General features: G+C 72.4%; 16 protein-coding genes and 1 pseudogene. 14 read left to right on the plus strand and 3 right to left on the minus strand.

The annotated features are described in order from the left end of the window. Positions 1-22: 22 nt before the first annotated feature. Positions 23-973 (minus strand): 2,3,4,5-tetrahydropyridine-2,6-dicarboxylate N-succinyltransferase, encoded by a 951-nt coding sequence (gene dapD / locus G567_RS0104460; RefSeq protein WP_222595669.1) that lies wholly within the window; start codon positions 971-973, stop codon positions 23-25. 224 nt (positions 974-1197) lie between these two features. Between dapD and dapE the strand changes: the two genes are divergently transcribed. From dapE to G567_RS26780, 8 genes are all read left to right on the plus strand, one after another. Then, entirely contained in the window at positions 1198-2271 is a 1074-nt protein-coding gene (gene dapE, locus G567_RS0104465) for a succinyl-diaminopimelate desuccinylase (RefSeq protein WP_028929027.1), read from the plus strand. A 25-nt stretch (positions 2272-2296) separates the two neighbouring features. Continuing rightward, positions 2297-3064 carry an LOG family protein gene (locus G567_RS0104470; RefSeq protein ID WP_028929028.1) on the plus strand — a complete coding sequence of 256 codons (768 nt, stop codon included), beginning with the start codon at positions 2297-2299 and terminating at the stop codon, positions 3062-3064. Continuing rightward, a complete protein-coding gene (locus G567_RS0104475; RefSeq protein WP_037055863.1) occupies positions 3064-3630 on the plus strand; it encodes an LOG family protein in 567 nt (188 codons plus the stop codon). Before G567_RS0104470 ends, G567_RS0104475 begins: the two co-directional genes overlap by 1 nt. A 90-nt stretch (positions 3631-3720) precedes the next feature. Continuing rightward, positions 3721-4863 carry an RNA-guided endonuclease InsQ/TnpB family protein gene (locus G567_RS0104480; protein ID WP_028929030.1) on the plus strand — a complete coding sequence of 381 codons (1143 nt, stop codon included), beginning with the start codon at positions 3721-3723 and terminating at the stop codon, positions 4861-4863. A 151-nt stretch (positions 4864-5014) separates the two neighbouring features. After that, positions 5015-5830, plus strand: coding sequence for a dihydropteroate synthase (gene folP / locus G567_RS0104485; RefSeq protein ID WP_245585553.1), 816 nt, complete (start codon positions 5015-5017; stop codon positions 5828-5830). A 9-nt stretch (positions 5831-5839) separates the two neighbouring features. Beyond that, a complete protein-coding gene (locus tag G567_RS0104490; protein WP_028929032.1) occupies positions 5840-6796 on the plus strand; it encodes a glucosyl-3-phosphoglycerate synthase in 957 nt (318 codons plus the stop codon). A 10-nt stretch (positions 6797-6806) separates the two neighbouring features. Beyond that, positions 6807-7157, plus strand: a complete 351-nt coding sequence (locus G567_RS0104495; RefSeq protein WP_028929033.1) for a DivIVA domain-containing protein — start codon at positions 6807-6809, stop codon at positions 7155-7157. A gap of 170 nt (positions 7158-7327) precedes the next feature. Further along, on the plus strand, positions 7328-7495 hold the full coding sequence (locus G567_RS26780) for a DUF3117 domain-containing protein (protein WP_084795897.1): 168 nt from the start codon (positions 7328-7330) through the stop codon (positions 7493-7495). A 66-nt stretch (positions 7496-7561) separates the two neighbouring features. Here G567_RS26780 and G567_RS26785 read toward each other — a convergent pair whose 3' ends face one another. After that, the gene (locus G567_RS26785) at positions 7562-7771 is read right to left on the minus strand and encodes a hypothetical protein (RefSeq protein WP_037055869.1); all 210 of its coding nucleotides are present in this window, start codon (positions 7769-7771) and stop codon (positions 7562-7564) included. Positions 7772-7880: 109 nt separating this feature from the next. Between G567_RS26785 and G567_RS31780 the strand changes: the two genes are divergently transcribed. Further along, positions 7881-8447, plus strand: a complete 567-nt coding sequence (locus G567_RS31780; RefSeq protein WP_161631668.1) for a CGNR zinc finger domain-containing protein — start codon at positions 7881-7883, stop codon at positions 8445-8447. Here G567_RS31780 and glgA read toward each other — a convergent pair. After that, entirely contained in the window at positions 8432-9622 is a 1191-nt protein-coding gene (glgA, locus tag G567_RS0104515) for a glycogen synthase (protein WP_028929034.1), read from the minus strand. The genes G567_RS31780 and glgA overlap by 16 nt on opposite strands. 142 nt (positions 9623-9764) lie before the next feature. On the opposite strand from glgA, the gene glgC reads away from it, so the two are divergent. The 5 genes and pseudogenes from glgC to tatB form a co-directional block, all read left to right on the plus strand. Then, positions 9765-11030 (plus strand): glucose-1-phosphate adenylyltransferase, encoded by a 1266-nt coding sequence (glgC, locus tag G567_RS0104520; RefSeq protein ID WP_245585537.1) that lies wholly within the window; start codon positions 9765-9767, stop codon positions 11028-11030. A gap of 208 nt (positions 11031-11238) precedes the next feature. Beyond that, the gene (gene sigE / locus G567_RS26795) at positions 11239-11904 is read left to right on the plus strand and encodes an RNA polymerase sigma factor SigE (protein ID WP_084795862.1); all 666 of its coding nucleotides are present in this window, start codon (positions 11239-11241) and stop codon (positions 11902-11904) included. Beyond that, positions 11901-12566: a hypothetical protein gene (locus G567_RS26800; protein ID WP_051232292.1), complete on the plus strand. Its 666-nt coding sequence runs from the start codon at positions 11901-11903 to the stop codon at positions 12564-12566. Before sigE ends, G567_RS26800 begins: the two co-directional genes overlap by 4 nt. Positions 12567-12640: 74 nt before the next feature. After that, positions 12641-14179 (plus strand): S1C family serine protease, encoded by a 1539-nt coding sequence (locus G567_RS0104535; RefSeq protein ID WP_037055876.1) that lies wholly within the window; start codon positions 12641-12643, stop codon positions 14177-14179. 58 nt (positions 14180-14237) lie between these two features. Further along, positions 14238-14639: pseudogene (gene tatB / locus G567_RS32790) on the plus strand (Sec-independent protein translocase protein TatB); the annotation flags it as partial. Between the last annotated feature and the right edge of the window lie 3 nt (positions 14640-14642).

The following is a 14642-nucleotide window of genomic DNA, read 5'->3' on the forward strand; positions in this document are numbered from 1 at the left end:
AATACCGTTTTGTTCTGTATGTTCAGTTCGCGTGCAGGGCCGCGTTGAGCGCGATGCCCTGGCCGGTGCGGGGCAGCGCCTCGACCGCGCCGCTCACCGAGTTGCGGCGCAGCAGCAGCCCGTCCTGCCCGGAGAGCATCCGGGCCGCCACGGTGCTGCCGTCGGGCAGCGCGACCTTGGTGCCGGCCGTGACGTACAGCCCGGCCTCGACCACACAGTCATCGCCCAGCGAGATCCCGATCCCGGCGTTGGCGCCGACCAGGCAGCGCTTGCCCACCGAGATGACGTCCTTGCCGCCGCCCGACAACGTCCCCATGATCGAGGCGCCGCCGCCGACGTCCGAGCCGTCGTCGACGACGACACCGGCCGAGATGCGACCCTCCACCATCGAGGCGCCGAGGGTGCCCGCATTGAAGTTGACGAATCCCTCGTGCATGACCGTGGTCCCCTCGGCCAGATGCGCGCCCAGCCGGACCCGGTCGGCGTCGGCGATGCGCACCCCGGCGGGCAGCACGTAGTCGACCATCCGCGGGAACTTGTCCACGCCGTAGACCGCGACCGGTCCACGGGCCCGGAGCCGGGCCCGGACGAGCTCGAACCCGGATACCGCACACGGGCCGTGGTTGGTCCACACGACGTTCGCGAGCAGTCCGAACACCCCGTCGAGATTGATCTCGCGCGGGCGGACCAGCCGCGCCGAGAGCAGATGCAGCCGCAGGTAGACGTCGTGTGTGTCGACGGGCGGGTCGGCCAGCGAAGCGATCTCGGTGCGGACGATCCTCGTCCGCACCCCGCGGGCCACGTCGGCACCGGCCAGCGGTTCCAGCTCGGCGGTGATGTCGGCGTCGGCGGCGGCCGGACCCAGCGCCGGTGCCGGGTACCAGGTGTCGAGAACGGTCCCTTCGGCGGTCACGGTGGCCAGTCCGGTACCGGATGCGCCCTCGGCGTGCAGTGCGGTGCTCACAGGTGGCAACGGTAACCGGCGGATGCGCTCAGCCGTCCTCCGGATGCCATCGTCGCCAGTCCTCGATCCCGGGCGGCGGCGGCAGACGGCGATGCTGGGCCACCCGACCCCCGGTGCGTCCCGGTGCGCATTGCAAAGGTTCGGCGAGGGGTATCTGCGGCGGCGCGGCCGGGCGGATTCGCGGTCGGACGGGCTCGCCCACCGGATCGGCGACGGGGCGATAGCGTCACGGCGTGCCCCTCACCGCCCCGACCCTCGACCTGACCGCCGATCCCATCGAGCTCACCGCCGCGCTCGTCGACATCCCGAGCGTGTCCGGCGACGAGGCGGCGCTGGCCGGGGCGCTGGAGCAGGCACTGCGCACCCAGGCCCCGCACCTGGAGGTCGTGCGCTGCGGCGATGCGGTACTCGCCCGCACCCATCTCGGCCGGGAACGGCGGGTGCTGCTGGCCGGGCATATCGACACCGTGCCGGTCGCCGGGAATCTGCCCAGCCGACGCGACGGCGACCTCCTCCACGGCTGCGGCACCTCGGACATGAAGGCCGGCGACGCCGTCATCGCGCACCTGGCCGCCACCCTGACCCGGCCGCGGTACGACCTGACAGTGGTCCTCTACGACTGCGAGGAGGTCGAGGCCGCCCGCAACGGCCTTGGCCGCATCGAGCGCGAGCTGCCCGAGTGGCTGCGCGCCGATCTCGCGATCCTCGGCGAGCCCACCGGCGGCGCGGTCGAGGCGGGCTGCCAGGGTACGTTGCGGGCCGAGATCCGCACGCGGGGACGCCGGGCGCACTCGGCCCGGTCCTGGCTGGGCGACAACGCCGTGCACGGCGCGGGCGCCGTCTTGGCGCGGCTCACCGCCTACACCCCGCGGGAGGTCGATATCGACGGCTGCGGCTACCGCGAGGGCCTGCAGGCCGTGCGCATCACGGGCGGGGTGGCGGGCAACGTCGTCCCGGACGAATGCGTCGTCACCGTCAACTTCCGGTTCGCTCCCGACCGGGATGCCGACGCCGCCGTCGCGCACGTCCGCGAGGTGTTCGACGGTTTCGACCTCGCGATCACCGACCTTTCACCCGGTGCGCTGCCAGGGCTTTCGACGTCGGCGGCGCAGGAGTTCCTCGCCGCGACCGGAACCACCGCACGAGCCAAATACGGCTGGACCGACGTCGCCCGGTTCGCCGGCCTCGGGATCCCGGCCCTCAACTACGGTCCCGGCGACCCGAACCTGGCGCATACGAGGGAGGAGCACGTGGACACCTCGGTGATCAGCAGATGCGCGAGCGTCCTCACGCGTTTCCTGACCTGACACCAAACGTCACTAGTCTTGACGGATGACCCCAGACGGTGACTATCCGCGCCCCGAGGAGAAGCTGCGAGGGCCCGTTGTCCTGCGCCGGGAGCATCGCATCGAGCCGACCACCACCGACCAGCGGCTGCTCGACTCGCGCGGCCCCTCGGACTGGGTGCACACCGACCCCTGGCGGGTGCTGCGCATCCAGGCCGAGTTCGTCGAGGGCTTCGGTGCGCTCGCCGAGCTGCCGCGTGCCGTCACCGTGTTCGGTTCGGCCCGCACCCCGCGCGAGCACGCCGAGTACGCCCAGGGGCGGGCACTGGGCGCCGCGCTGGCCGAGGCCGGCTTCGCAGTGATCACCGGCGGTGGACCGGGGACGATGGAGGCCGCCAACCGCGGCTGTTCCGAGGCCGGCGGGCTGAGCGTGGGGCTCGGCATCGAGCTGCCGTTCGAGCAGGGCCTCAACGACTGGGTCGACGTCGGGATCAACTTCCGGTACTTCTTCGCCCGCAAGACGATGTTCGTGAAGTACTCCCAGGCGTTCGTCTGCCTTCCCGGCGGGTTCGGCACTCTCGACGAGCTGTTCGAGGCGCTCACCCTGGTGCAGACGAAGAAGGTCACCAAGTTCCCGGTGGTGCTGCTCGGCAGCGAGTACTGGGGTGGGCTCTACGACTGGGTCGTCCGCACCGTCGCCGCGAGCGGCAAGATCGACGAGAAGGACCTCGGGCTGATCCACCTCACCGATGAGATCGACGACGCAGTGAAGGTGGTGCACGAGGCCTACCGGGCGTGGGAGGAGACGCACTGATGCGCTACACGGTCTGCGTCTACTGCGCCTCGTCGGACGCGGTGCCCGCCCGTTACCTGGATCTGGCCACCGCGGTCGGTTCCGGCATCGCCGCGCGAGGCTGGAACCTGGTCTCCGGTGGTGGCCGGGTCTCGATGATGGGCGCGGTCGCCACGGCGGCGCGGGCCTGCGGTGCCCGGACCATCGGAGTGATCCCCCGCTCGCTGGTCGACCTGGAGGTGGCCGACGTCTTCGCCGACGAGCTGCTGGTCACCGACACGATGCGGGAGCGCAAGGCGGTCATGGAGGCCCATACCGACGCCTTTCTCGCGCTGCCCGGTGGCATCGGCACCTGCGAGGAGCTCTTCGAGGTCTGGACGGCAGGAACGCTGGGCATGCACGCGAAGCCGGTGGTGCTGCTCGACCCCGACGGACACTGGGCCGGGCTGCTGGCCTGGCTGCGCGAGCTCGTCGAGCGCGGCTTCGCGAGCCCGCAGGCGCTGGCCCGGCTCATCGTCGCCACGGATGTGACGGTGGCGCTGGACGCCTGTGCGCCGGCCGACGACATGCCAGCATCGGTGTCATGACCAGGGTTCGTAGCGCGCAAGCCCCGTCCGTCAGGGCGGGGACAGCGGATCAACCACTGCGTGACAGAACCGCATGCTATTCTGTCAACCATGGGCGAGCGGGTGGCCAAGCGGGCGTACCGCTACCGCTTCTACCCGACTCCCGCCCAGGCCGGGCAGCTCGCTCGGACGTTCGGCTGCGTCCGGTACGTGCACAACCGGGCGCTGGCCGAGCGGTCCCGGGCCTGGACACAGGAACAGCGGCGGGTCACCCACGCCGAAACCGACAAGATGCTCACCGCCTGGAAGCAGGACCCCGACACCGCATGGCTGGCCGAACCGTCGAAAGGCCCGCTGCAGGCGACGCTGCGGCACCTGCAGACCGCGTTCGTGAACTTCTGGGCCAAGCGCGCCGGGTACCCGACGTTCAAGCGCAAGGGCAAGACCACCGACTCGGCCACCTACTTCCGGGGCTGCTTCACCTACCGGGATGGGCAGATCACCCTGGCCAAGCAGGCCGAGCCGCTGCGGATCGTGTGGTCCCGACCGCTGCCCGAGGGTGCGGTGCCCTCGCAGGTCACGGTGAGCCGGAACGCGCGCGGCCAGTACCACCTCTCGATCCTGGTCGAGACCCCCGTGGCGGAGCTGCCGAAGACCGACTCGGCGGTGGGGATCGATGCGGGCATCACCTCCCTGGTCACGCTGTCCACGGGCGAGAAGGTCGCCAACCCCCGCCACGAACGACGCGACCGGGAACGCCTGGCGCGGGCGCAGAAGGCGCTCAGCCGCAAGCAGAACGGATCGGCGAACCGGGCCAAGGCCCGCGCCCGGGTGGCCAAGGTGCACGGGCGCATCCGCGATCGGCGCCGGGACCTGCTGCACAAGCTGTCCACGAGGATCCTCCGCGAGAACCAAACGGTGGTCCTCGAGGACCTGGCGGTGCGCACCCTGGTGCGCAACCACTCCCAGGCCCGCGCGATCTCCGACGCGAGCTGGTCGGAGTTGCGCCGCCAGTTGGAGTACAAGGCCGCCTGGTACGGCCGTCAGGTGATCGCGATCGACCGGTTCTACCCGTCGAGCAAGACCTGCTCGGCGTGCGGCGCGATCGTCGAATCACTGCCGCTGGACGTGCGGGAGTGGACGTGCCGGTGCGGCACGCGTCACGACCGCGACGTCAATGCGGCCAGGAACGTTCTCGCCGCCGGGCTGGCGGTCGGTGCGTGTGGAGATGGTGTGAGACCGCCCCGCGCGTAGCGCGGGGAGGCGACCGTCGATGAAGCACGAAGACCCGGCCGCGAGGTCGGGAATCCCCGCCGTTCACGGCGGGGAGGAGGTCAAGATTGGTGCCCTCGCCCCGGGGCTGCGGTTCGGCACCCGGGTCCCTGCCGCCGGCCGCGCGCTGGTGATGGCGATCATCAATCGCACCCCGGACTCGTTCTACGACCGCGGTGCCACGTTCACCGACCATGCGGCGATGGCGGCGGTGGACCGCGCGATCGCCGAGGGCGCCGATGTCATCGACATCGGCGGGGTCAAGGCGGGCCCGGGCCCTGAGGTCGACCCCGCGGAGGAGATCCGCCGGGTGGTGCCGTTCGTGGCCGCCGTCCGCGACCGCTACCCGGACATCGTGATCAGCGTCGACACCTGGCGGGGCGAGGTCGGCAGGCTCGTCGTCGCCGAGGGCGCCGACCTGCTCAACGACACCTGGGCCGGAGCCGATCCGACGCTCGGCGAGGTCGCCGCCGAGACCGGTGCCGGCATCGTCTGCTCGCACACCGGAGGCACCACCCCGCGCCGCCGCCCGCACCGGGTGCGGTACCCCGACATCGTCGCCGACGTGATCGACGAGCTGACCGGGCAGGCCGAGAAGCTGGTCGCGCTCGGCGTGCCACGGTCCGGAATCCTCATCGACCCCACGCACGACTTCGGCAAGAACACCTGGCACGGACTGGCCCTGCTCCGCCGGGTCGACGAGCTGGTCGCGACCGGATGGCCGGTGCTCATGGCGTTGTCGAACAAGGACTTCGTGGGGGAGACCCTCGGTGTCACGGAGGTGACCGAGCGGCTGGAGGGCACCCTCGCGGCGACGGCGCTGGCCGCGGCGGCCGGGGCCAGGGCATTCCGGGTGCACGAGGTGGCCGCAACCCGCCGCACCGTCGACATGGTCGCCTCGATCGTGGGTACCCGACCGCCTGCGCGCACGGTGCGCGCGCTGGCCTGAGGAGCACCCGTGGACTCGAGCACCGAGCAGTGGTTCCAGCGCCGGACCTGGCAGGCGCCCGGCTGGACCGTCGACGAGCTGGTCGCGGCCAAGCGGGGCAGACGGGTGTCGGTCGTGCTGCCCGCGCTGAACGAGCAGGAGACGGTCGGCGCGGTCGTGGCCGCGATCGTTCCGCTCACCCGGGGACCGGACCCGCTGGTCGACGAGCTGGTCGTCGTCGACTCCGGGTCGAGCGACGGCACCGTCGAGCGGGCCGCCGCGGCCGGCGCGCGGGTGGTGCACCGCGAGGACGTGCTGCCCGATCTGGAGCCGGTGCCGGGCAAGGGCGAGGTGCTGTGGCGTTCGCTGGCGGCCACCGACGGCGACCTGGTGGTGTACCTCGACTCCGATCTCGTCGACTTCGACGCGGGCTTCGTCCCGGCGCTGCTGGGTCCGCTGCTCACCGTGCCGGACGTGGCCATGGTCAAGGGGTTCTACCGGCGCCCGCTGCGGCTGGAGACCGTGGAGAACGACACCGGTGGCGGCCGGGTCACGGAACTGCTGGCCAGGCCCCTGCTGGCGGCGCTGCGCCCGCAGCTTTCCGCGGTGGTGCAGCCGCTGGGTGGGGAGTATGCGGCGACCCGGGAGCTGCTGGAGTCAGTGCCGTTCGCGGCGGGCTACGGGGTGGAGATCGGGCTGCTCATCGACGCGCTCGACCGGCTGGGCCTCGACGGTCTCGCCCAGGTCAACCTGGGGGTCCGCAAGCACCGCAACCGGTCGTTGCTCCAGCTCGGGGTGATGGCCCGGCAGATCCTGGCCGCGGTGCTGCGCCGCTGCGGGGTGCCCGACTGCGGCGACGCTCTCACCCAGTTCCTCCAGCTCGACGGGGAGTGGCTGCCTTCGCTGCGGCGCGTCGAGGTGCTGGAGCGTCCGCCGATGCGAGAGGTGGCGAGCCGGGTGGTCGCGCCGGCTTCGCCCCCGTGGTGAGATTCGGTTCATGGGGACCGCGCTGATCTACCTGCTGGTCGTGCTGGTGGTCGCGGCCGTGGTCTTCGGGCTGACCGCAGCGGTTTTCGGCCGCGGGGAGGAGCTTGCCCCGCTCGCCCCCGGGGCGACGCCCACCCGGTTGCCCATCGGCAAGATCAGCGGCCATGACGTCCGTGAGCTGCAGTTCCAGCAGGCCGTTCGCGGCTACCGGATGGCGGAGGTGGACTGGGTGCTCGACCGTCTTGCCGAGGAGCTCGACCGGGCGAGCGCCGAACGCGACGAGCTGCGCACCCAGGTCGCGCGGCTGGAGGCGGACCACGCCGCCGCGGGCGGCGCGCATCGGGCCGAGGAGGGGCGGTAGCGCCATCGGCGGAGAGCGACACGGCGGATGCGGTGGGTAAATCCCCGGCGCGTTGATCGCGCCGGTTGTACGCACCGCGGAGCGATGGGGGAGAATGGCACCGCATCCCCGCCGTGCGCGCTCCCCAGCGCACCGGCGCCCTGGACGAGAAGATACGGAGGGAGCACGAGATGGCGGCGATGAAGCCCCGGACCGGCGACGGTCCCCTGGAAGTGACCAAGGAGGGTCGGGGCATCGTGATGCGCGTCCCGCTCGAGGGCGGCGGCCGCCTCGTCGTGGAGATGACCCCGGAAGAGGCCAGCGATCTCGGCGACGCACTCAAAGCCGCAACGGGCTGACCGTTCATCCGATGGCCTGGTCGCCGAGCGGGCGACCAGGCCATCGGCGTCCGTGCTGATCGACGGTCAGGCCGACAGCCCCGCCGCACGGGATCGTGTACGAGCCGGGAGCACGTCCCGCGGCGGTCGGCCCGGCGTGACCAGCTCGACCGTCACCTCGCCGCAGACGCAGCGCCGGTAGCGCACCCACCCCTCGGACGTGTGGTGCGTCGAGAGCACGTGGGTCTCCTCGCTGGGCAAGCCGCACTGCGCGCAGTGCCTGTCCCGCAACGTCACGGCGTCCTCCGGTAATGTGTGTTGTCCTTTAGGCTCTTACATTCAGGCTAGCAGGTGAAATAGGCCAATGGACTTCATCGGTTACAGAAGTGATGCACTCGGCGCCGCTGTGGCGCTGGTGAATGCGATGGCGGGCAGGCCGGTCGGCCCCGCGGAGCCGCAGCCCGGGCTGCGTGATGTGCTCGTCGAACACGGCTATCTGGCCGGACGCGCCCCCGCCTCGGTCGAGCCCGCGTTGCGGAGATGGGCGCTGCGGCTGCGCACCGTGTTCGAGGCCGTGGACCTCGACGCCGCCGCGGCCGCCGTCAACGCGCTGCTCGCCGACGTCGTGATCGGGCCGCATCTGTCCGGACACGACGGGCAGCGCTGGCATCTGCACTACACCCCGCCGGAGGCCTCGCTCGTCGACCGAGTCCGCTCCACCACAGCGTTCGCGCTCGCGATGCTCGTCTCGGAGTACGGGACGGACCGGCACGGCGTGTGCGCGGCCGAGGGATGCAGCCGGGTCTACGCCGACACCTCGCGCAACGCCGCCCGCCGTTACTGCTCACCGGCCTGCGCCAACCGGTCCGCCGTCGCGGCTCACCGGGCCCGCGCGCGGATGCGCGGGACGACCGGGACGACTGGACGACTCAGCCCCGGACCCGCGGCTGACGGGGATCAGAGCGACCGGTAGATCTCCACCGTCCGTCGCGCGGCCTGCGTCCAGGAGAACGCGCTTTGGGCGCGCGCCCGGCCCGCCGCACCCATCGCCGCCGCCCGTGCCGGATCGCGCAGCAGCGCGTTCACCGCGCCGGCGAGCCCGGCGTGGAACTCCTCGACGGTGTGCTCGTCGAAGTGCACGAGCGTCCCGGTCTCCCCGTCGGCGACGACTTCGGGGATCCCACCGACGTCGGAGGCGACCACAGCGGTGCCGCACGCCATCGCCTCGAGGTTGACGATGCCCAGCGGCTCGTAGACCGACGGGCAGACGAACACGGTGGCGGCCGAGAGCAGTTCGCGGATCTCCGCGGTCTCCAGCGTGCGGCGCATCCAGACCACCCCCGGCCGCGCCGCCGACAGCTCGGCGACGGCCTTCTCGGTCTCCTCCGCGATGTCCGGGGTGTCCGGCGCGCCCGCGCACAACACGATCTGAGCGTCGCGGTCGATCGCGTGCGCCGCCTCGATCAGGTGTCCGAGACCCTTCTGGCGGGTGATCCGCCCGAGGAACACGACCATTGGCCGGTCCGGGTCGACGCCGGCGGCGGCCACGGCGGCCCGGCCCGGAACCGGGCGGTAGCGGTCGGTGTCGATGCCGTTGTGCACGACGTGCACCCGGGCCGGGTCGAGCGCCGGGTAGCAGTCGAGGACGTCGGCCCGCATGCCCTCGCTCACCGCGATCACCGCGTCGGCGTGTTCGTAGGCGGTCCGCTCGGCCCACGAGGACAGCCGGTACCCGCCGCCGAGCTGTTCGGCCTTCCACGGCCGCCGCGGCTCGAGCGAATGGGCGGTGATCACGTGCGGGACGTCGTGCAGCACCTTGGCCAGATGCCCGGCCATGTTGGCGTACCAGGTATGTGAGTGGACCACGTCGACGGTGCTGCCGCCGCTGCCGTCCATCCCGTCGAGGGAGGCGACGATCGAGAGGTCCACCCCGAGGGTCTGCAGCGCGGGGTTGGCCTCGGCCAGCGAACCGGGCGGCCGGTGCGCACGGGTGCCCTCCTCACCGGCCCGCGGCTCGCCGAAACAGTGCACCTCGACCCGGATCTGTGAACCCAGCGCGCGCAGCGCCGGCACCAGGTGCTCGACGTGCACCCCGGCGCCGCCGTAGACCTCCGGTGGGTATTCGCGGGTGAGTAGGCCGATGCGCACGCGCAGACGCTATTCCTCCCGCGACTCCCCGCGCGACCTGGCTCTCCCGGTGTGGCCCAGATGCAGGCGGGAACACTAGGGTCGTGTCCGTGACCGCGCGAGGCCTGCTGGACCACCGGTCCGGGGGAGCGACGATGTTCGGATGGCGCCGATGACCGCAGGCCGGGTCCTCTCGGCGCCGGGCAGACCGCAGGCGAGTGTGCTGGGCATCGTCCTGGCCGGCGGCGAGGGCAAGCGGTTGTGGCCGCTGACCGCCGACCGGGCCAAGCCCGCGGTCCCCTTCGGTGGTAATTACCGTCTCATCGACTTCGTGCTGTCGAACCTGGTCAACGGCGGGTTGCATCGGATCTGCGTGCTCACCCAGTACAAATCGCACTCGCTGGACCGGCACATCTCCACGACGTGGCGGCTGTCCAGCGTGCTCGGGCAGTACATCACCACGGTGCCCGCCCAGCAGCGGCTCGGTCGCCGCTGGTACACCGGCAGCGCCGACGCGATCTTCCAGAGCCTCAACCTCGTCTACGACGAGCAGCCCGACTACATCGCGGTGTTCGGCGCCGACCACGTCTACCGGATGGACCCGGCGCAGATGATCGCCCAGCACATCACGAGCGGGGCCGGGGTCACCGTCGCGGGCATCCGGGTGCCGCGGGTCGAGGCGAAGGCGTTCGGCTGCATCAACTCCGACGCCGACGGGCGCATCGTCGACTTCCTCGAGAAACCGTCCGACCCACCCGCGGTTCCCGACGACCCGGACGTGACGTTCGCCTCCATGGGCAACTACGTCTTCACCACCGAGGTGCTGCTCGACGGCCTGCGCGCCGACGCCGAGGACGGCGACTCCGACCACGATATGGGCGGCGACATCATCCCGCGGCTGGTGCGGCAGGGCGAGGCCGCGGTCTACGACTTCGCCGACAACGTCGTCCCGGGAGCCACCGAACGCGACGCGGGCTACTGGCGCGACGTCGGAACCGTCGATGCCTACTACGACGCGCACACCGATCTCGTCTCGATCCACCCGATCTTCAACCTCTACAACGACCGCTGGCCCATCCGCACGTCGACGCCGCCGCTGCCGCCCGCGAAGTTCGTCGAGGGCGGTATCGCGCAGGACTCGATCGTCGGCGCGGGCACGATCATCTCCGGGGCGATCGTGCGCCGGTCGGTGATCGGTCCGAACGTCCGGATCGACGCCGGCGCCGAGGTGTCGGATTCGGTGGTCCTGCCCGGAACTCGGGTCGGCCACGGCGCCGTGGTACGGGGCGCGATCCTGGACAAGAACGTGGTCGTCCCCCCGGGGGCGCTGGTGGGGGTCGACCTGGCGCTCGATCGCGCGCGCTACACGGTCAGCCCGGGCGGCATCGTGGTGCTGGGCAAGGGCGCGATTGCGCTGTCGCGCCCGTGAGCGGCACGTGACGCCCGGGCGTCACGTGCCGCTCACGGGTTCACAGGTATTTCTCAGACGTTTTTCACGTATCGTTCACAGCCCTGAGGGAACGTTGTACGGGCACGGTCGGGGTCGTCGACCGTAGCCGCCGGGGGGCGCGGGAACAAAGTGCTCGCACCGGGCGTTTCCGACCGGTACGACCCGCCCCAGGAGGTGCGCACCCCATATGACCCCTCGCCCAGCCACCGCACAGTTCGGTGCCGGGTTGGCGACCGCCGGGTCGCCGGGAGCCGCGGCGACCGCCGTGGCTCCGGGGGACGCGGCGGACTGGACGCCGCCGAGCTGGGACGAGATCGTCCGCGAGCACGGTGACCGCGTCTACCGCCTCGCCTACCGGTTGACCGGTAACCCGCACGACGCCGAGGACCTCACCCAGGAGACCTTCATCAGGGTCTTCCGCTCGCTGTCCTCCTACCAGCCCGGCACGTTCGAGGGCTGGCTGCACCGCATCACCACGAACCTGTTCCTGGACATGGTGCGGCGCCGGTCCCGGGTCCGGATGGAGGCCCTCCCGGACGACTCGGACCGCATCCCCGGGCAGGGGCCGGAGCCGGAGGTCGTGTTCTCCGAGACCCATCTCGACCCGGCGCTGCAGGCCGCGCTCGACGAGTTGGCCCCGGATTTTCGCGCGGCCGTCGTGCTGTGTGACGTCGAGGGCCTCTCCTACGAGGAGATCGGCGCGACCCTCGGGGTAAAGCTCGGTACTGTGCGAAGCAGGATCCACCGCGGCCGGGCCGCGCTGCGAGGTGCGCTCGAGCGGCTCCGTGCCGAGGTGGCAACCCCCGACATCCGTCGTGGTGACATGGCTCTGGCTGGGGAGGTCGCAGGATGACGCATGCGCGCCGGCGCTTCTCGGTGGGTACGCCCGACTGGGGGGAAGGGCATCTCACCCTCGATGCGATCGTCGCGTTCGTCGACGACGAGCTCGCCGCCGGTGCGCACTCTCGCGCGACCCAGCACCTCGACCACTGCGCCGAATGCGCCGAGGAGGTCGTGGCCCAGATCCAGGCCCGCTCCGCGCTGCGTTCGGCCGCGGCGCCGAGCATGCCATCGTCCCTGCTGTCGAGCCTGCGGTCGATCCCGCAGGACACGGACCTGCCCGAGCCGCCCGCCGGCCTGGCGATGACCACCGACGGCCAGTTCGTCACCATGCTCCGCCCGCATCCGTCCGACTGTTTCCCGTCCCCGGCGGCGCCTGCGCCCGCGCACGGCAGGCGTCGGATCCGACTGGGTGCCGGGGCCGCCGTCACCGGCCTCGCCCTGGGCGCGCTGGTCCTCATCACCCCCTCGGCATCGGTCGACTCGCCGCCCGCCGACCGCGGCGTGCTGGGCGGACCGGTGCTGGGCGGCACCGTCCCGGCGGCACTGGATACGCGGTTCGAGGCGAATGCGAGCCGGGCGTCGCCGGCCGCAGGCACCGCACCCGAACTCGCGGACCTGGCCCGGCGGCTCGACATGATGGCCCCCGTCTTCTCCGCCGCGCACCTGCGCTGACGCCGGCAGCTACGCGGACTTCACCCCCGGTGCGGCAAGCTGGTCATCCGGTCCCCGACCCGCAGCCAGGAGCGATGAACGACCAGCAGGACGGCACGACGAGCGGCCCGCCCGCGCCGGACCGGCCCGCGCCACCGCGGCTGGGTCCGCGCCCGCTGGCGCGGCCACCCGTCGACGCTGGTGAGGTCTCGGCCTTCGGCCGGCCCGCGGGCGTCGACGGCGGCTTCGCGCAGCGGCCGCCCCGCAACGGCGCGGCCGCGCCCGGCTCATCCCCGGCTGGGCCGCCACCCGCCGCGCTGGCCAGCGCGTTCGGCCGCCCCGACGGGGACGTCGCGGCACTGCAGCGGCCGCCACGCCCCGGCCAGGACGGCCCCGACCGGCCCCCCGCGTTCTGGGACGATCCGGCCGCTCCCGCCGAGGAGGACCCGTGGCGTGATCCGGGCAGCGGGGCCGAGCTCGGCCCGCCGCCCGTGGCCGGGCCCGTGCCCGCGCCGCCCCCGTCCGGTCCGGGTGCGCGGCTGAGCGTCCGGGAGGTTCTCTTCGGTCGCCGGGTACATCCGCGCGCGCTGGCGCTGCTGGCGTTCGTTGCGCTGCTCATCGGTGCCGCCGGCGGTCTGGTCGGCAGGCTGACCGCCGAGGGGGCGTCGGGGCTCACCACGCCCGACGCCACGATCGCGCAGGCCACCAACGCCAAGGAACGCCCGCCCGGCTCGGTCGCCGCCATCGCCGCGAGGGTGGTCCCGGCCGTGGTCTCGCTCGAGATCCGGGTCGGGGACCAGGGCGGCACCGGCTCCGGCGTCGTCATCGATCCGGCAGGCTACGTGCTCACCAACAATCACGTCGTCGCGCCGGCCGCGCAGGTCCCGGGGGCCACTGTCGAGGCCGTCTTCAGCGACGGCAGCCGGGCCCCCGCCCAGATCGTCGGGCGCGATCCGAAGACGGACCTGGCCGTGGTCAAGGTCGCCGTCGCGAACCCGACGGTCGCGCAGATCGGCTCTTCGGGCGCGCTCGCCGTCGGGGACGCGGTCCTTGCCGTCGGCTCCCCGCTCGGTCTGGCCGGCACGGTGACCGACGGCATCGTCAGCGCGGTCGACCGCCCGGTCCGGCTCGACGGCGGGGGCAACACCGGCGACGCCGTCATCGACGCCATCCAGACCGACGCCGCGATCAACCCGGGCAACTCGGGTGGCCCGCTGGTGGACTCGACCGGCGCCGTCGTCGGGATCAACACCGCGATCCGCAGCCTCGGCCAGGGCGAGGGCGGCTCGATCGGGCTGGGCTTCGCGATCCCCATCGACGACGCCCGGCGGATCGCGGAGCAGCTCATCCGCGCCGGCGTGGTCAGACACGCCGAGTTGGGGGTGAACGCCAAGTCCGTCACCGACGGAGCCACCGACGGCGCGCAGGTGCAGAACGTCGTGCAGGGCGGCGCCGCGGCGGCCGCGGGGATCGTCGAGGGAGACGTGATCGTCAGGGTGGGGGAGCGCGCGATCGCGGGGGCGGACGAGCTGGTGGTCGCGGTCCGGGAGCTCGAGCCCGGGCAGAACGTGTCGATCCAGCTCATCCGGGACGGGCGGCCACTCGCGGTCACGGCCGTGCTCACCGCCGACTGAGGCCCGGATGCGTGGCGCGGACATCGGCGCTGAGCAGGGGCGCAGGTAGGCTGGCGGCGTGTTCGACAGCATCGGCTGGGCGGAGATCCTGGTCCTCCTCGTGGTCGGGTTGTTCGTTCTGGGCCCCGAACGGCTCCCGGGGGCGGCCGCCTGGCTGGGCAGGGCGATCCGCCAGGTGCGCGAGTACGCCACCGGCGCCCGCGATCAGCTGCGCAACGAGCTCGGCCCGGAGTTCGACGAGCTGCGCAGGCCCCTCGAGGACCTGCGCGGGCTGCGCGACTTCAACCCGCGTACCGCCGTGCGTCGCACCCTGTTCGAGGACGGTCCCGCGCCGGGGCAGAACGGTTCCACCACCGGTGGGGCGGCCGGCAACGGCGCGGGTATCGGCTCGCAGGCGACGGGACCGGCCGCCCCTCGCCTCGCCCCGGGCGAGCGCCCGCCGATCGACCCCGACGCCACCCAA

This window comes from Pseudonocardia asaccharolytica DSM 44247 = NBRC 16224, from assembly GCF_000423625.1.
In the GTDB taxonomy this organism is placed as follows: Bacteria; Actinomycetota; Actinomycetes; order Mycobacteriales; family Pseudonocardiaceae; genus Pseudonocardia; species Pseudonocardia asaccharolytica.